The sequence below is a fragment of the Hymenobacter cheonanensis genome, from assembly GCF_030581075.1.
Classification (GTDB): Bacteria; Bacteroidota; Bacteroidia; order Cytophagales; family Hymenobacteraceae; genus Hymenobacter.
The window spans coordinates 71,717-88,292 of sequence record NZ_JAUQSW010000015.1 but is presented as its reverse complement, the minus strand read 5'-3'; the positions used below and the strand labels follow the sequence as shown (position 1 = coordinate 88,292).

At 63.4% G+C, this 16,576-nt stretch carries 9 protein-coding genes; all 9 read left to right on the top strand.

What is annotated here, in order from left to right; translation table 11 throughout:
* Positions 1 to 54: 54 nt before the first annotated feature.
* The 9 genes from Q5H89_RS21920 (at position 55) to Q5H89_RS21880 (ending at position 16,566) form a co-directional block, all read left to right on the top strand.
* Positions 55 to 1,593, top strand: coding sequence for a GH35 family beta-galactosidase (locus Q5H89_RS21920; RefSeq protein WP_305021473.1), 1,539 nt, complete (start codon positions 55 to 57; stop codon positions 1,591 to 1,593).
* Complete coding sequence (locus Q5H89_RS21915; protein ID WP_305021472.1) at positions 1,571 to 3,535, top strand: sialate O-acetylesterase; 1,965 nt, start codon at positions 1,571 to 1,573, stop codon at positions 3,533 to 3,535. Before Q5H89_RS21920 ends, Q5H89_RS21915 begins: the two co-directional genes overlap by 23 nt.
* Positions 3,525 to 5,723 carry a glycoside hydrolase family 3 N-terminal domain-containing protein gene (locus Q5H89_RS21910; RefSeq protein ID WP_305021471.1) on the top strand — a complete coding sequence of 733 codons (2,199 nt, stop codon included), beginning with the start codon at positions 3,525 to 3,527 and terminating at the stop codon, positions 5,721 to 5,723. The genes Q5H89_RS21915 and Q5H89_RS21910 overlap by 11 nt, the downstream gene beginning before the upstream one ends.
* 8 nt (positions 5,724 to 5,731) lie before the next feature.
* Positions 5,732 to 7,237: a xylulokinase gene (locus Q5H89_RS21905; protein ID WP_305021470.1), complete on the top strand. Its 1,506-nt coding sequence runs from the start codon at positions 5,732 to 5,734 to the stop codon at positions 7,235 to 7,237.
* Between the two features lie 189 nt (positions 7,238 to 7,426).
* Complete coding sequence (gene xylA / locus Q5H89_RS21900; RefSeq protein WP_305021469.1) at positions 7,427 to 8,743, top strand: xylose isomerase; 1,317 nt, start codon at positions 7,427 to 7,429, stop codon at positions 8,741 to 8,743.
* A 77-nt stretch (positions 8,744 to 8,820) separates the two neighbouring features.
* Positions 8,821 to 10,905, top strand: a complete 2,085-nt coding sequence (gene tkt / locus Q5H89_RS21895) for a transketolase (RefSeq protein ID WP_305021468.1) — start codon at positions 8,821 to 8,823, stop codon at positions 10,903 to 10,905.
* A gap of 331 nt (positions 10,906 to 11,236) precedes the next feature.
* Positions 11,237 to 12,322: an endo-1,4-beta-xylanase gene (locus Q5H89_RS21890; RefSeq protein ID WP_305021467.1), complete on the top strand. Its 1,086-nt coding sequence runs from the start codon at positions 11,237 to 11,239 to the stop codon at positions 12,320 to 12,322.
* 145 nt (positions 12,323 to 12,467) lie between these two features.
* The gene (locus Q5H89_RS21885; protein ID WP_305021466.1) at positions 12,468 to 15,077 is read left to right on the top strand and encodes a glycosyl hydrolase 115 family protein; all 2,610 of its coding nucleotides are present in this window, start codon (positions 12,468 to 12,470) and stop codon (positions 15,075 to 15,077) included.
* A 58-nt stretch (positions 15,078 to 15,135) separates the two neighbouring features.
* Positions 15,136 to 16,566 carry a glucuronyl esterase domain-containing protein gene (locus Q5H89_RS21880; RefSeq protein ID WP_305021465.1) on the top strand — a complete coding sequence of 477 codons (1,431 nt, stop codon included), beginning with the start codon at positions 15,136 to 15,138 and terminating at the stop codon, positions 16,564 to 16,566.
* Positions 16,567 to 16,576 lie beyond the last annotated feature (10 nt).

The window sequence follows — 16,576 nt, the reverse complement described above, 5'->3', positions numbered from 1 at the left end:
CTGGTTGTGCTGAGCGCCTTGGGTACCCATGCCCAGAGCGCCCTGCCCCACCTCGTGAAAGCCGGACCCAGCACCCAGCTGGTAGTCGATGGCAAGCCTTTCCTGATTCTGGGCGGCGAGCTGGGCAACTCCAGCAGCTCCAATACCGCCTACATGCAGCCCATCTGGCCCAAGCTGACGGCCATGCACCTGAACACGGTGTTTGCGCCCGTGTACTGGGAATTGCTGGAGCCCACCGAAGGCCAGTTCGATTTCAGGCTACTTGATGAGCTGCTGGCCGACGCCCGCCAGCACCAACTGAAGCTGGTGCTGCTGTGGTTTGGGGCCTGGAAAAACAGCATGTCGGTGTATGCCCCGGCCTGGGTCAAAACCAACCCTAGCCGCTTTCCGCGCGCCACCGATGCCCAGGGCCGCCCCCAGGAAATCCTGACGCCTTTCAGCGCCGCCAACCTGGAAGCCGATAAAAAAGCGTTTGTACGCCTGCTGCAGCACCTCAAGCAGACGGACAGCCGCACCCACACCGTGCTCATGGTGCAGGTCGAAAATGAAATTGGCATGTTGCCCGAGGCCCGCAGCTACGACGCCGCGGCCCAGGCCGCCTTCGCCCAGCCCGTGCCCGAGAAGCTGCTAGCCCACCTGCAGCGCGACAAGGCCACCCTACGCCCCGAGTTTGCTGCCCAGTGGCAACGCCACGGCGCTAAAACCCAGGGCACCTGGACCGAGGTTTTTGGCCCCGGCGTGGCCACCGACGAGATTTTTCAAGCATGGTACTACGCCGACTTTACGAATACCCTGGCCGCGGCCGGCAAAGCGGCCTACCCACTGCCCATGTACGTGAACGCGGCCCTTAACTACCGCGCCGACCGCCTGCCCGGCCAGTACCCTAGCGCCGGCCCGCTGCCGCACCTCGCCGATGTGTGGGAAGCTGGCGCCCCGAGCATCGACATCCTGGCGCCCGACTACTACAACCCGAATTTTCGCTACTGGTCTGACCTGTTTACCCGCAACGGCCGGCCGCTTTTTACCCCCGAAATTGCGTTTGAGCCCGGCGACGACGCCAAGGCGCTCTATGCCTTCGGGCGCTACAACTGCCTCTCATTCTCGCCCTTTTCCATCGAGTCGACCGATAAGCCCGCGCAGGAGCCCATCGGCAAAGCCTACGACCTCTTGCAGCAAATAACCCCGCTGCTTACCAAGTACCAACCGCTAGGGGCGGTGCGCGGCTTCCTGCAAGCCAAAGACTCGGCCGCCGGCCGCGCCACCCTCGGCGACTACCGCTTCACGGTGAAGCATGACTACACGCTAGGCTGGGCGCCTGATTCGAAAAAAGCTGACTGGCCGCTAGCCGGCGGCCTGATTATCAGTGTGGCGCCCGACGAGTTTTACGTCGTCGGCAACAGCCTCGTCATCACCTGCGAGCCCACGGCGGCTGGCAAAAAAGCTGGCTTCGTCAGCATCGACGAAGGCCGCTTTAGTAACGGCGCCTGGGCTCCCGGCCGCCGCCTCAATGGCGACCAGAACCACCAGGGCCGCCACATTCGCCTCGAACCAGGTAGCTACGCTATTCAACATGTTAAGCTCTATACCTACTAATCGTTTTGCTTTGCTGGCCGCCGCCGGCACCCTGGCGGCGCTGGCGGCGGCGCCTGCCCGCGCCCAGGTGCGCCTGCCGCGCCTCGTAAGCAACGGCATGGTGCTGCAGCGCGACGCGCCGGTGCGCATCTGGGGCTGGGCCAAGGCCGGCGAGGCCGTAACTGTGGCTTTCCAAGGCAAAACCTACCGCGCCACCACCGGCGCCGACGGGCAGTGGCACGTGGCCCTACCGCCCCTGAAAGCCGGCGGCCCCTACGAGATGAAGATTGACGCCAGCAACCACTTGGTACTGAAGGATATCTTGGTGGGCGACGTGTGGTATTGCGCGGGTCAGTCGAACATGGAACTGCCCATGCGCCGCGTACGCGACAAGTACCCGCAGGAAGTAGCCACGGCCAACAATCCCCGCATCCGGCAGTTCGACGTGCCGATGCGCTACGCTTTCAACGGCCCCAAAAGCGACGTGACGGGTGGCAGCTGGGTAGCCCTGACGCCCGAAACGGTGCTGGGCTTCTCGGCCGTCGGCTACTTCTTCGCCAAGGAAATCAACGCCAAATACCAGGTGCCGGTGGGCCTGATAAAGGTGGCCGTGGGCGGCTCACCCGCCGAAGCCTGGCTGAGCGCCGACGCCCTCAAGCAGTTTCCCAAGTACGAGCAGCAAGCTGCGCCTTACCGCGACAGCGCCGCCGTGGCCGGCATCCGGCAGCGCGAAAGCGCCGCCGTGAGCGACTGGTACAAGCGCCTGCACCAGGCCGACCAGGGCGAGGCCCCCGGCCAGCCCAAGTGGAGCAGCCCCGGCTACGACGCCAGCGGCTGGGCCAGCATGAATGTGCCCGGCTACTGGGCCGACCAGACCCCGCTGGGCCCCGTAAACGGCGTGCTGTGGTTCAGAAAAGAAGTGGAGGTGCCCGCCGCCATGGCCGGCCAGCCCGGCCGCCTGGAACTGGGCACCCTAGTGGATGCCGACTCGACCTACATCAACGGCCAGCTCGTGGGCACCACCGCCTACCAGTACCCGCCGCGCAAATATGACTTCGGCCCCGGCGTGCTGAAGGCCGGCAAAAACGTGCTTACCGTGCGCCTCATCAGCAACGGTGGGCGCGGCGGCTTCACCAGGGAGAAGACCTACCAACTCACGGCCGGCGGCCAGGCCCTGGACTTGCGCGGGCCCTGGCAGTATAAGCTGGGGGCTACTACGCCACCCACGCCGGGCACTACCACCTTTCAGTATCAGCCGGGGGGCCTTTACAATGGCCTCGTGGCCCCGGCCTTGCCCTATGCACTAAAAGGCGTGCTGTGGTACCAGGGCGAATCGAATACCGGCCATCCGGCCGATTATTATCCCTTGACTTCGAGCCTTGTCACCGACTGGCGCGCGCATTTTCAGCGGCCCGATTTGCCGTTTCTCTACGTGCAATTAGCCAATATCAATGCCGCCAAAAAAGAGCCCGGCGAGAGCAACCAGGCCTTGGTGCGTGACGCCCAGCGCCGCCTGCTAGCCCTGCCGCGCACCGGCATGGCCGTTATCAGCGACGTAGGCGAGTGGAATGACATTCACCCGCTCGACAAGCAGACAGTGGGCCACCGGCTAGCCCTGGCGGCCGAGAAAGTAGCCTACGGCGACGCCAAAGTAGTAGCCAGCGGCCCGCTCTACCAAGCCATGAAAACTACCGGCAAACAGGTTACGCTGACTTTTGCCGGGGTAGGGACTGGATTGGAAGCGAAAGGCGGCGGCCCGCTGGGCGGCTTCACCGTGGCCGGGGCCGACCACAAGTTTGTGCCCGCCCAGGCGCATATTGAGGGCGGCAAAGTGGTGGTGAGCAGCGACCAGGTGGCCGCACCCGTGGCTGTGCGCTATGGCTGGGCCGACAATCCGGAAAGTGCCAATCTGTACAACAAGGAGGGTCTGCCCGCTTCAACCTTCCGCACCGATGACTTCTAAGCTGACCTCTTTGCTGCCCGGCTTCGCGCTGCTGGCCGTGGCTAGCCTGGGCGCGCACGCCCAGACTACGCCCGTGTTTCGCGACGCGAAGCAGCCACTCAGCGTGCGCGTGAACGACCTCATCAGGCAGATGTCGCTGGAGGAAAAAGCCCAGCAGATGCTCGACCAGAGCCCGGCCATTCCGCGCCTGGGCATCCCAGCCTATAGCTGGTGGAACGAGGCGCTGCACGGCGTGGGCCGCTCGGCGCCGGCCACGGTTTTTCCGCAGGCGATTGGGCTGGGGGCCACGTTTGACGATGACCTGGCGCTGCGCGAAGCTACCGCCATTTCGGACGAGGCGCGGGCCGTGTACAACGCCGCCATTGCCAAAAACCACTACGTGAAGTACGGCGGCCTCACCTTCTGGACGCCCAACATCAACATCTTCCGCGACCCCAGATGGGGTAGGGGCCAGGAGACTTACGGCGAAGACCCGACCCTCACGAGCCGGCTAGGGGTCGCCTTTGTGAAAGGCTTGCAGGGCGACAACCCCAAGTATCTCAAGGTGGCGGCCTGCGCCAAGCACTACGCCGTCCACAGCGGCCCCGAGCGCCTGCGCCACGAGTTCAACGCCGAGGCTAGCCCTCAGGATTTGCGCGAGACGTATTTGCCCGCCTTCAAGGCCCTCGTAAAAGATGCCCACGTGGAGGCCGTGATGTGTGCCTATAACAGCACCAACGGCGAGCCCTGCTGCGGCAACGAGTTCTTGCTGAGCCAGGTGCTGCGCAAGGAGTGGGGCTTCCGGGGCCACGTGGTGAGCGACTGCGGCGCCCTCGACGACCTCTACCAGGGTCACAAAACAGTAAAAACCAAAACCGAAGCCGCCGCGCTAGCCCTCTCGCGGGGGGTAGACCTGAACTGCGGCGACACCTACACCAAGCTGCCCGAGGCCGTGCGCCAGGGCTTACTCAAAGAAAGCCAAGTGGATAGCGCGCTGGCCATTCTGCTGCGCACGCGCTTCAAGCTGGGCTTGTTCGACGGGCCCAACGCCACGCCCTACGACCGGCTAGGCCCCGAAGTAGTGAACAGCGCCGCCCACCGCGCGCTGGCTAAGGAAGTGGCGCTCAAGTCGATGGTGCTGCTCAAAAACAACGGCGTGCTGCCCCTGCGCCCCGACCTCGGCAAGTACTTCGTAACCGGCCCCAACGCTACCAGCGTGGAGGCGCTGCTCGGCAATTACTACGGCGTAAATGGCCAGATGAGCACCATTCTCGAAGGCCTAGTGAGCGCGGTGCAGCCCGGCAGCCAGATTGAGTACAAGCAGGGCGCCCTGCTCGACCGGCCCAATATCAACCCCATCGACTGGACCACCGGCGAAGCCAAGCAGACCGACGCCATCATCGTGGTGATGGGCATTACGGGCGTGCTGGAAGGGGAGGAGGGCGAGTCCATTGCCTCGCCCAATGCCGGCGACCGCCTCGACTACAACCTGCCCCAGAACCAAATCGACTTCCTCAAGAAGCTGCGCCAAGGCAGCAAAACGCCCATTATCGCCGTCGTGACCGGCGGCAGCCCCATGAACCTGGCCGAAGTGCACGAGCTGGCCGATGCCGTGCTCCTGACCTGGTACCCCGGCGAAGAAGGCGGCAACGCCGTGGCCGACCTCGTGTTTGGCAAGGCCTCGCCCTCGGGCCGCCTGCCCGTCACGTTCCCCAAGAGCTTCGCCCAGCTGCCCGCCTACGAAAGCTATGGCATGAAGGGCCGCACCTACCGCTACCTCGACGCCGAGCCGCTTTACCCCTTCGGCTACGGCCTGAGCTACGGCAAATTCACGTACTCAAATCTGAAGTTCGGCAAGGCTAAAATTGGTAAGAACGAAGCGGCCGAAGTCACCGCAACCGTTACCAATACCGGCCCGGTAGCGGCCGACGAGGTGGTGCAGCTCTACCTCACGCACCCGCCCAAGGCCGGCACCCAAACGCCGCTGTTTGCGCTCAAAAACTTTCGGCGCGTGAATCTCCAGCCAGGGGCCAGCGCGCAGGTAAAATTCACGCTCACGCCCGCCCAGCTAGCGCTCATCGACAAAACCGGCGGCGCCGTGACACCCAGCGGCCCCGTGACGGTGTACGTGGGCGGCTCGCTGCCCTCGGCCCGCAGCCTGGCGCTGGGCGCCGCCCGGCCCGCCTCGGCCCTCCTTACTATTAAATAGCTTCCACTATGAAATATCTACTCGGCTACGACATCGGTAGCTCTTCCATTAAAGCCTCGCTGCTCGACATCGCCACCGGGCGCTGCGTGGCCGCCGCCACCTCGCCCGAAACCGAGATGGAAATGGCCGTGCCCCAGCCCGGCTGGGCCGAGCAGCGCCCCGAGCGCTGGTGGCAGGAAGTTATCAACGCCACCAAAAAGCTGCAAGCCCGCTACGGCTTCGACCCGTCGCTGCTGGCCGGCATCGGTATTACGTACCAAATGCACGGCCTCGTGCTGCTCGACAAGGCTGGCCACGTGCTGCGCCCGGCCATCATCTGGTGCGACAGCCGCGCCGTGGAGATTGGCAACGAGGCGTTTGCCGAGCTAGGTGAGGAGTTTTGCCTGCAAAATTTCCTGAACTCGCCCGGCAACTTCACGGCTTCTAAGCTGAAGTGGGTGCGTGAGAACGAACCCGAGGTTTACGCCCAGATTCACAAGATTCAGCTGCCTGGCGACTACCTCGCCTACCAACTTACGGGCCAGATGCAAACCACGGTATCGGGCTTGTCGGAAGGCGTGTTCTGGAATTTTAAAAAGCAGGCCATCGCCCAGGAGCTGCTCGACTACTACGGCATCAGCGCCGACTTGCTGCCCGAGGTGGTTGACACGTTTGCCATCCAGGGGCGCCTCACGGCCGAAGCGGCGCAAACGCTGGGGCTAGCCCCCGGCACGCCCATCAGCTACCGCGCCGGCGACCAACCCAACAACGCTTTCTCGCTCAACGTGCTGAACGCCGGCGAAGTAGCCGCCACCGGCGGTACCAGTGGTGTGGTCTACGGCATCAACGAAACCACTACTGCTGACCCGCGCTCGCGCGTCAACTCCTTCGTGCACGTCAACAGCACCCGCGAGCAGCCCAAAAACGGCGTGCTCATGTGCCTCAACGGCACCGGCATTCTGAACAGCTGGCTGCGCAAAGTGGTGGGCAACCTGCCCTACGACCAGATGAACACCCTGGCCGCCCAGGCGCCGGTGGGGGCAGAAGGCTTACTGTTCCTGCCCTTCGGCAACGGCGCCGAGCGCATTCTGGAAAACCGGCCGGCCGCCGCTAGCCTTCACGGCTTGCAGTTCAACGTGCACGGTCAGCCGCACCTCATCCGGGCGGCGCAGGAGGGCATTGTGTACGCCCTTAACTACGGCATGGACATTATGCGCAATTCGGGCGTGCAGGTGCAGAAGGTGCGCGCCGGCCACGCCAACATGTTCCTCTCGCCGGTTTTCCGCGAGGCCTTCGTGAACTGCGGCAACGTGACGCTGGAACTCTACGACACCGACGCGGCTCAGGGCGCGGCGCGCGGCGCGGGCATCGGCGCCGGCATCTACGCCAGCCCCAGAGAAGCGTTTAATGGGCTAGCCCTCATCAGCACCGTAGAGCCTACGCCCGCCTTGCAGGAACAGTATCAAGTAGCTTACAGCGACTGGCAGCAGCTGCTGGCCCGCGAAACCCGGCCGGCAGAACTGCTGCTGGCCTGAAAACCTCACCCCCGGCCCCCTCTCCTGCGGAGAGGGGGAGCCTGACGACTCCTAGTATAGGTTTGCGTCTATTTACGGTCGGCTCCCCCTCTCCGCAGGAGAGGGGGCCGGGGGGTGAGGTTAGCTAGCCGGTCAGCCGCAACTACCACCTTTATCAGAAACCCAACTACCCCAATCTCCATTCCCAACATGGCAACCTCCGAGTTTTTCAAAGGCATCGACAAAATCAAGTTTGAAGGCCGCGAATCTGATAATCACCTGGCTTTCAAATGGTACGACGAAAACCGCGTGGTGGCCGGCAAAACCATGAAGGACCACCTGCGCTTCGCTACGGCCTACTGGCACACCTTCGTGGGCACCGGCGGCGACCCGTTTGGCCCCGGCACCAAAAACTTTGCCTGGGACCAGAAGGGCGACATCGTGGGCCGCGCCAAGGACAAGGCTGACGCCGCGTTTGAGTTCTTTACCAAGCTCGGCACGCCTTACTATTGCTTCCACGACATTGACTTAGTGGACGAGGGCTCGTCGCTGAGCGAGTACGAGAGCAACCTGAGCACGGTGGTTGACTACCTCAAAACCAAGCAGCAGGAAAGCGGCGTGAAGCTGCTGTGGGGCACGGCCAACGTGTTCTCGAACCCGCGTTACATGAACGGCGCCAGCACCAACCCCGACTTCTCGGTGGTGGCCCACGCCGGCACGCAGGTGAAAAACTCCATTGACGCCACCATCGCGCTGGGCGGCGAGGGCTACACCTTCTGGGGTGGCCGCGAGGGCTACATGACCCTGCTCAATACCAACATGAAGCGCGAGCAGGAGCACCTGGCCCGCTTCCTGACCATCTCGCGCGACTACGCCCGCAAGCAAGGCTTTAAAGGCAAGTTCTTCATCGAGCCCAAGCCGGCCGAGCCCACCAAGCACCAGTACGACTTCGATGCGGCTACCGTAATCGGCTTCCTGAAGGCGCACGGTTTGGAGAATGACTTCATGCTGAACCTGGAAGTGAACCACGCCACCCTGGCCGGCCACACCTTTCAGCACGAGCTGCAAGTGGCGGCCGATGCCAATCTGCTGGGCAGCATCGACGCTAACCGCGGCGACTACCAGAACGGCTGGGACACCGACCAGTTCCCCAACAACCTGAACGAGCTGACTGAGAGCATGCTCATCATCCTGGAGCACGGCGGTATCTCGCCGGGTGGCATCAACTTCGACGCCAAGACGCGCCGCAACTCGACCGACCTGGAGGACATCTTCATCGCCCACATCGCCGGCATGGACACCTTCGCTAGGGCCCTCGTCACGGCCGATGCCATCCTCACCAAGTCGCCCTACAAGCAGTTCCGCACCGAGCGCTACGCCTCGTTCGACTCGGGCCACGGCGCCGAGTTTGCCAAGGGCAACCTCACGCTGGAAGACCTGCGCCGCATTGCGCACGAAACCGGCGAGCCTACCCCCCGCAGCGGCAAGCAAGAGTGGCTGGAGAGCATCATTAATCAGTACATCTAGCGAAAAATCCGTAGAAGAACGCGGCGCGGCCCGCTCGCGCCGCGTTCCTTTGCGCTACCAATCTTTTTCGCTTACCCATGAGCAACTCCAATCCCAACAACGTTTCAATTGATGAATTGAGCGTTAACACCATCCGCCTGCTGTCGGTGGACATGGTGCAGAAAGCCAACTCGGGCCACCCCGGCCTGCCGCTGGGGGCCGCCCCAATGGCCTACGTGCTGTGGTCGCGCTTCCTGCGCTTCAACCCGCAAGACCCCAAGTGGCCCAACCGCGACCGCTTCATCTTGTCGGCCGGCCACGGCTCGGCGCTGCTCTACAGCCTGCTGCACCTCTACGGCTATGACCTGAGCCTGGATGATTTGAAGAATTTCCGCCAGATGGGCTCCAAAACGCCCGGTCACCCTGAGTCGCACATTACGCCCGGCGTGGAAGTGACTACCGGACCGCTAGGGCAGGGCTTCGCCAATGGCCTGGGCATGGCGATGGCCGAAGCACACCTCGGCGCGCTCTACAACAAGGAAGGCCACGCCCCGGTGCAAGACCACTACACCTACGTGCTGGTGAGCGACGGCGACCTGATGGAAGGCATTGCCTCGGAGGCCGCCTCGCTGGCCGGCCACCTGCAGCTGAACAAGATGATTTATCTCTACGACGATAACAACATCTCGCTCGACGGCCCCACCAACCTGACCTATACCGAGAACCCGATGAAGCGCTTCGATGCCTACTACTGGCACACGCAGCACGTAACCGATGGCAACGACCTCGACGCTATTGAGAACGCCATTAAAGTGGCGCAGTCGGTGACCGACCGGCCCTCGATTATTGCGGTGCGCACCATCATCGGCTTCGGCTCGCCGCTGGCGGGCACCAACAAGTCGCACGGCTCGCCGCTGGGGGCTGATAATGTGAAGATTACCAAGAAGTTTTACGGTTTCGACCCCGAGCAGACCTTCCAGGTGCCGCAGGAGGTGTACGACCACCTGCGCGAGCCCGGCCAGCGCGGCGCCGAGCTGCAAAAGCAGTGGGACGCCGACTTCGCCAGCTACGCCGAGAAGTTTGCCGACGAGGCTAGCCAATTCAAGCTTTCCTTCGACGGCAAACTGCCCGAAGGCTGGGACGCCGACCTGCCCGTGTACACGCCCGCCGATGGCGAGCTGGCCACCCGCCAGGCGTCGGGCAAAGCCCTGGATGCTCTCAAAAAATCGGTGCCCTTCCTGTTCGGCGGCTCGGCCGACCTAGCCTCGTCCAACGAGATGGATAAGGTGGGTAGCGACAGCTTCCAGCCCGCCCACAAGGCGAATCGCAACATCTGGTGGGGCGTGCGCGAGCACGCCATGGGCGCGGCCATGAACGGCCTGGCCCACCACGGCGGCGTGCGTACCTACGGCGGTACCTTCCTCACGTTCAGCGACTATATGCGGGCGGCCATCCGCCTCACGGCCCTGGCCGAGAGCACGGCCACGTTCGTGTTCACCCACGACAGCATTGGCCTGGGCGAAGACGGCCCTACCCACCAGCCGGTGGAGCAGGTGCTGGCCCTGCGCTCCATCCCGAACATTGTGGTGCTGCGCCCCGCCGACGCCAACGAAAGCACCGAGGCCTGGCGCATCGCCATGACCACGCCTAAGTCGCCGGTTGTGCTCGTGTTCTCGCGTCAGAAACTGCCGATTCTTGACCAGTCGAAGCTCGGCTCGGCTCGCGAGGGCGTAGCTAAGGGTGCCTACATCCTGAGCGAAGCCCAAGGTGGAGAGCCCAAGCTCATCCTCATTGCTACCGGCTCGGAAGTGGCCCTGGCCATGAAGGCGCAAGTGGAGCTGGAAAAGGCCGGCACGCCAACCCGCGTGGTGAGCTTCCCCTCGTGGGAGTTGTTTGAGCACCAAGATAAAGCCTACCGCGAAAAGGTATTGCCGCCGACTGTGAAGAAGCGCCTGGCCATTGAGGCTGGCTCGCCCATTGGCTGGCACAAATACACGACCGATGAAGGCGGCATCATTGCCATGAACCGCTTTGGCGAATCGGCCCCGGCCGAGGAGCTGTTCGCAAAATTCGGCTTCACGGTGGCCAACGTGGTGAAGCGCGCCCAGGGTGTGCTAGCCGGCCACCCCGAAGACGAAGGCCAGGAAGAAGAGAAAAAGCAATTAGTAGCCAAGGGCAACTAAGGCGGCGCGTTGCGGGTGGCCGGGCAACTGGCTGCCGAACGTGTCGCGGATGCGGCCCGGCATCCCAGATACCCAACCACCCGCAACCAACATCGTGCGTTCTCACCTCCTTTTTCGGCGGCCGGCTGGCCGCCGCCACTGGCTGGCCCTTGCCGGGGCCGCCGGTTTTGCTGCCCGGCGCGCGTGCGCGCCACTGTGCCCGTAGTGCCTGCGGTCGCGACCCTAGCCGGGCCGTGGCCGCAGGGGCTGCGGGCATTTTTATTGGCTAAGCCGCCCGCTTGAATTTGGCTGTTGGGCCCAACCTTTTCTTTTCCACTAGCTCATTATTCACATGAAAATCAACGCTTACGCGCTAGCCCTGGTTAGCCTGCTCGGGGTGGCGGGCCTCACGGCCAGCCAGCGCCCGCCCACCGAGAAGGGGCTCAAAGACTACTACAAAAGCTACTTTCCTATCGGCGTAGCCGTGTCGCCGCGGGCCCTGCAAAACCCGGCCGAGGTGGCGCTTATTCTTCAGCAGTTCAATAGCCTGACCCCGGAGAACGACATGAAGATGGGCCCCATTCACCCCGACTCGACCCGCTACAATTGGGGGCCGGCCGATGCCATCGTGGATTTTGCCCAGGCCCATAAGCTGAAGGTGCGCGGCCACAACCTATGCTGGCACGAACAAACGCCGAAGTGGATTTTCAAAAACCCCGACGGTAGCCAGGTGAGCAAAGCGCGGCTGCTCAAGCGGTTGCACGACCACATTGACGCCGTAGTGAAACGCTACAAAGGCAAAATCTACGCCTGGGACGTGGTGAACGAGGCCATTGCCGACAACCCCAACGAGTTTTTGCGCAATTCGGACTGGTACAAAATCTGCGGCGAAGACTTCATTACCGAAGCCTTCCGCTACGCCCACGCGGCCGACCCGAGCGCGGTGCTGTTTTACAACGACTACAACACCGAGCGCCCCGAAAAGATGGAGCGCATCTACAAGCTGCTCAAGAAGTTGAAGGATGCCAAGGTGCCCATCGACGCGGTAGGCTTACAGGGCCACTGGTCGCTGGTCGAGCCCACCGAGCAGGAACTGCGCACCACCATCGAGCGCTTCGCCTCGCTAGGCCTCAAGGTGCAGGTGACGGAGCTGGACGTGTCGGTGTATCCTTGGGAGAAGGACCGCCGCGCCAAGCGGCCCGGCGAGTCGGACGCCTACACGCCCGAGATGCAAACCAAGCAGGCCGCGCAGTACGCCATGTTTTTCAAAGTGTTCCGCGACGAAGCCAAGTACATGACGGGTATTACGTTCTGGAATATTTCCGACCATTATTCCTGGCTCGATACCTACCCGGTGGCGGGGCGGAAGAATCATCCGCTGTTGTTTGATGAGAATTTCAAGCCCAAGCCGGCTTACTACGAGGTAGTAAAATTTTAAGGCCCTAGCGGTAGCCCAAAAAAACGGTCAGGCAGCGCGTAGCATCTCGCCTGTGTTGCTAGGGGTACCAATTCAACGGAAGCCAGCGAGATGCTGCGCTGCGCGCTGCCTGATAGTTCTTTAGAAGTTAAAAACAACCAAACCTATGCGCACCATCCTTTCCCACCTTCGGCTGACTGTGCTGCTGCTAGCCCCCGCGCTAGCCTGCGCCCAGCCAGCTACGCCCGCTGCGCCGCTCACCACCCACTACATCTCGGCCAAGAAAACCACCGGCAGCTTTCCGCTGGTGGCCGGCGGCAAAGCCGCCACGCTCTACGCCAGCGAAGGCGATTGGCCGGGCGTGCTGCGCACTATTCGCGATGTGCAGGCCGATATCAACCGTGTGACGGGCCACGAGCCCACTTTTCTCACCGATAAGCCGCAGGGCCAGCAGCCGGTGGTGCTCATCGGCACGGTGGGCCACAGCCCGCTGATTGACGAGCTGGTGCAGGCGGGCAAGCTCGATGTGAGCAACCTGGCCGGGCGTTGGGAAACCTTTGTGGTGCAGGCCATTGCGAACCCGATGCCGGGCGTGGCGAGCGCCCTGGTGGTGGCGGGCAGCGACAAGCGCGGCACCATCTACGGCCTCTACGACCTGTCGCAGCAAATGGGCGTGTCGCCCTGGTACTGGTGGGCCGATGTGCCGACGCCGCACCAAAACAGCCTCTACGTGGCGGCCGGGCGCCACACGCTGGGCACACCCCAGGTGAAATACCGTGGCATTTTCATCAACGACGAGGCGCCCGCGTTTTCGGGCTGGGCCAAGGAGAAATTTGGCGGCGTCAACCACGGCGTGTACGAGCACATGTTTGAGCTGATTCTCCGGCTTAAAGGCAATTACCTGTGGCCGGCCATGTGGGGCAACATGTTCAACGTGGACGATGTGCGCAACCCCGAGCTAGCCGATATGTACGGCATTGTGATGGGCACCTCACACCACGAGCCGCTCACTAGGGCCCACGAGGAGTGGAAAAAAGCCGGCCACGGCCCCTGGAACTACCAGACCAACGACACCACGCTGCGCCGCTTCTGGCGCCAGGGCATGCGCCGCATGGGCACCCGCGAAAACATCGTGACCATCGGCATGCGCGGCGACGGCGACGAACCCATGAGCGAGGGCAGCAACATTGCCTTGCTCGAAAAGATAGTGGCCGACCAACGAAAGATTATCGCCGGAGAAACCCACAAGCCGGCCGAGCAAACGCCCCAGATGTGGGCGCTCTACAAGGAAGTACAGGACTATTACGACAAGGGCATGCGCGTGCCCGACGACGTCACCCTGCTGCTCTGCGACGACAACTGGGGCAACCTGCGCAAGCTGCCCAAACTCGGCGACAAGCCCCGCAAGGGCGGCTACGGCATCTACTACCACTTCGACTACGTGGGCGGCCCGCGCAATTACAAGTGGCTTAATACCAATCCACTGCCGCGCGTGTGGGAGCAGATGCACCTGGCCCATGAATACGGCGCCAACCAGATTTGGGTGGTGAACGTGGGCGACCTCAAGCCGATGGAGCTGCCGATTTCGTTTTTCCTCGACTACGCCTGGAACCCCGACGCGCTGCCCGCCGATGGCGTGGCGGCCTACACCCAGCGCTGGGCTAGCCAGCAATTTGGCCCCAAATACGCGGCCGACATCGCCGATATTCTAGCTAAATACGCCAAGTACAACGGCCGCCGCAAGCCCGAATTGCTCGACGCCAATACCTATAGCCTGGCCACCGGCGAGTGGGCTAGGGTAGTGCGGGATTACGACGCACTGGCCGCTCACGCCGAGGAAATCGGGGCTAAGCTTCCCGCCGCCGACCAGGCCGCCTACTTCGAGCTGGTACTGCACCCGGTACTGGCCTGCGACAATCTTAACCTGTTGTATTACATGGTAGCCCGCAATCACGAGGCCGCCAAAACAAACCAGCCTAGTACCAACGACTTTGCGGCCCAGGCCCAGCGTCTATTTACGGCAGACGCTGAGCTTTCGCGCCGCTACAACGATATCGCCGGCGGCAAGTGGCACCACATGATGGACCAGATGCACATTGGCTACAAAGCCTGGCACGATGAGCCCAAGGATGTGATGCCCGACGTAGTGACCCTAGCCGCTGGCACTACTGCCACCGGCGCGCCGGCTAGCCCCACCGCACCGGTCAAGGCCGACTACGTAGCGCTTGATGCCGAGCACTACACGCAGGCCGTGAACGCCGGCCCCATTACCTGGCAGCGCCTGCCCGACCTGGGCCGCACGGCGGGGGCGGTTACCACGTTTCCGGTCACGGCGGCGCCCACGGCCGTGCCGGGCGGGGCTAGCCCGCACCTGGAGTACCGCATTGCGCTGGCCCAGGCCGGGCCCGTAACGGTGAGCGCCTACCTGGCGCCGACCCTGGATTTTACCAATACCACTGGCCTGCGCTACGCCGTGTCGCTGGATGATGAAGCGCCGCAAGTCATCAACCTGCACACCGGCCTCAACCCCGATAATGGCAACAGACCCTGGGAAAGGGCGGTGGCCGAGAACATTATCCTCAAAACTTCGCAGCACAACGTGGCAGCCGCTGGCGCGCACGTGCTAAAATTCTGGCGCGTGGACCCTGGCGTGGTACTCGAAAAGCTGGTAGTGAGCCAGGGCGATGTGCCCCCTAGCTACCTCGGCCCCGCCGAAAACGCCGGCGCTGCCAGGCACAAAGACCAGCCGGTGCCCGGTAGCCTGGGCAGCCGCTAGCGCGCTGCCCAGGCTGGCGTGCGCAGGATTATCACCAGCTTAAAAGCCCATACGTTGCATGAAAAAGCTTGCTTGTTTAGTGCTCGGCGCGGTGCTGCTGCGCCACGTGGCCGTGGCGCAAGCGCCCGCCCCCGATTTTGCCAAGATGAGCGCTGAGGAACGCACGGCCTACTTTGCCAAGCAAAATGCTGCGGCCTACGCCGACTGGCAGCAGACCATGCAGCGCCTGCACCTCACCGTGCCGCAGCTCGGGCCCGAGGCCACCGACCCTAATCGCCCGGCCAATACCTTCCGCAAAGGGGCTAGCGGGCCGTGGCTCGACTCGGTGGGCACCAACTACTTTCGCTCGGCCTGGGGCAACTGGACCAACTACCGCGAGGAGCTAGCCGGTGGCCTGCCGCCCGCGCCCGCCCTACTCACGCTCGCCAACGGCCAGCCCGTGCGCACCGCCGCCGACTGGACGCGCCAGCGCCGCCCCGAGTTGCTGCGCCTCTACGAGCAAACTATCTACGGCCAACAGCCGGCCCACACGCCGGCCGTGCGCTTCGACGTAACGGCCACCGAGGCCGGCGCACTCGGTGGGCAGGCCCGGCGCCGCGAGGTGGTGGGCCACATCGACAACAGCCGCTACCCGGCCGCCACGCCGCGCCTGGCATTCACCATCTACACGCCCGCCCGGGCCACCCGGCCGGTGCCGCTGATGGTGATTGTGTGGGGCGGCATCTTTCCGACGCCCACGGCTACTATCGAAAAGGTATTGGCGAAAGGGTGGGGGGTAGTGCTATTTGACACCGGCGCGGTGCAGCAGGACAGCGGCGCCGGCCTGGGCCAGGGCATTATCGGGCTCATGAGCCAGGGCCAGCCCCGCCAGCCCGCCGACTGGGGCGTGCTCTCGGCCTGGAGCTGGGGCCTGAGCCGGGCGCTCGATTTTCTGGTGAAAGACCCGGCCATCGATGCGCAGCACATTGGCATTGAGGGCCATTCGCGCTGGGGCAAAACGGCCCTGCTGGCCGGGGCGCTCGACCCGCGCTGGGCCATTGTGTGGGCTAGCAGTGCGGGCAGCATGGGTACCTCGCTCGAAAAGCGCAACTTCGCCGAAAGCATCGACATCGTGGCCGGCTCGGGCGAATACCACTGGATGGCGCCCAACTTTCTGCGCTACGGCGGCCACTGGCAGGATATGCCCGTCGATGCCCACGCCCTGCTGGCCCTCATCGCCCCGCGCCCGCTGTTCGTGACCGGCGGCACCAAGGGCGATACCTGGGTAGACCCACACGGCGAGTTTCTGGCCTGCGTGGCGGCTAGCCCCGTGTATGAGCTGCTGGGCAAAAAAGGCCTCGGCAGCACCACCATGCCCGCGCCCGACCACGAGCTGGTGAATGGCGAAATTGCCTTCCGCCTACACGAAGGCGGCCACACCGACGCGCTGGACTGGCCCACGTTTCTGGAGTTTGCGGGCAAGTATTTCCCGGCTGCGCCTGCCAACTAAATCGCCTAAG

Bases quoted from the DNA above. Each gene is read 5' to 3' on its own strand.
- Q5H89_RS21915 (WP_305021472.1), top strand. From the start codon at position 1,571: ATGTTAAGCTCTATACCTACTAATCGTTTTGCTTTGCTGGCCGCCGCC.
- Q5H89_RS21910 (WP_305021471.1), top strand. From the start codon at position 3,525: ATGACTTCTAAGCTGACCTCTTTGCTGCCCGGCTTCGCGCTGCTGGCC.
- Q5H89_RS21905 (WP_305021470.1), top strand. From the start codon at position 5,732: ATGAAATATCTACTCGGCTACGACATCGGTAGCTCTTCCATTAAAGCC.
- xylA (WP_305021469.1), top strand. From the start codon at position 7,427: ATGGCAACCTCCGAGTTTTTCAAAGGCATCGACAAAATCAAGTTTGAA.
- tkt (WP_305021468.1), top strand. From the start codon at position 8,821: ATGAGCAACTCCAATCCCAACAACGTTTCAATTGATGAATTGAGCGTT.
- Q5H89_RS21890 (WP_305021467.1), top strand. From the start codon at position 11,237: ATGAAAATCAACGCTTACGCGCTAGCCCTGGTTAGCCTGCTCGGGGTG.
- Q5H89_RS21885 (WP_305021466.1), top strand. From the start codon at position 12,468: ATGCGCACCATCCTTTCCCACCTTCGGCTGACTGTGCTGCTGCTAGCC.
- Q5H89_RS21880 (WP_305021465.1), top strand. From the start codon at position 15,136: ATGAAAAAGCTTGCTTGTTTAGTGCTCGGCGCGGTGCTGCTGCGCCAC.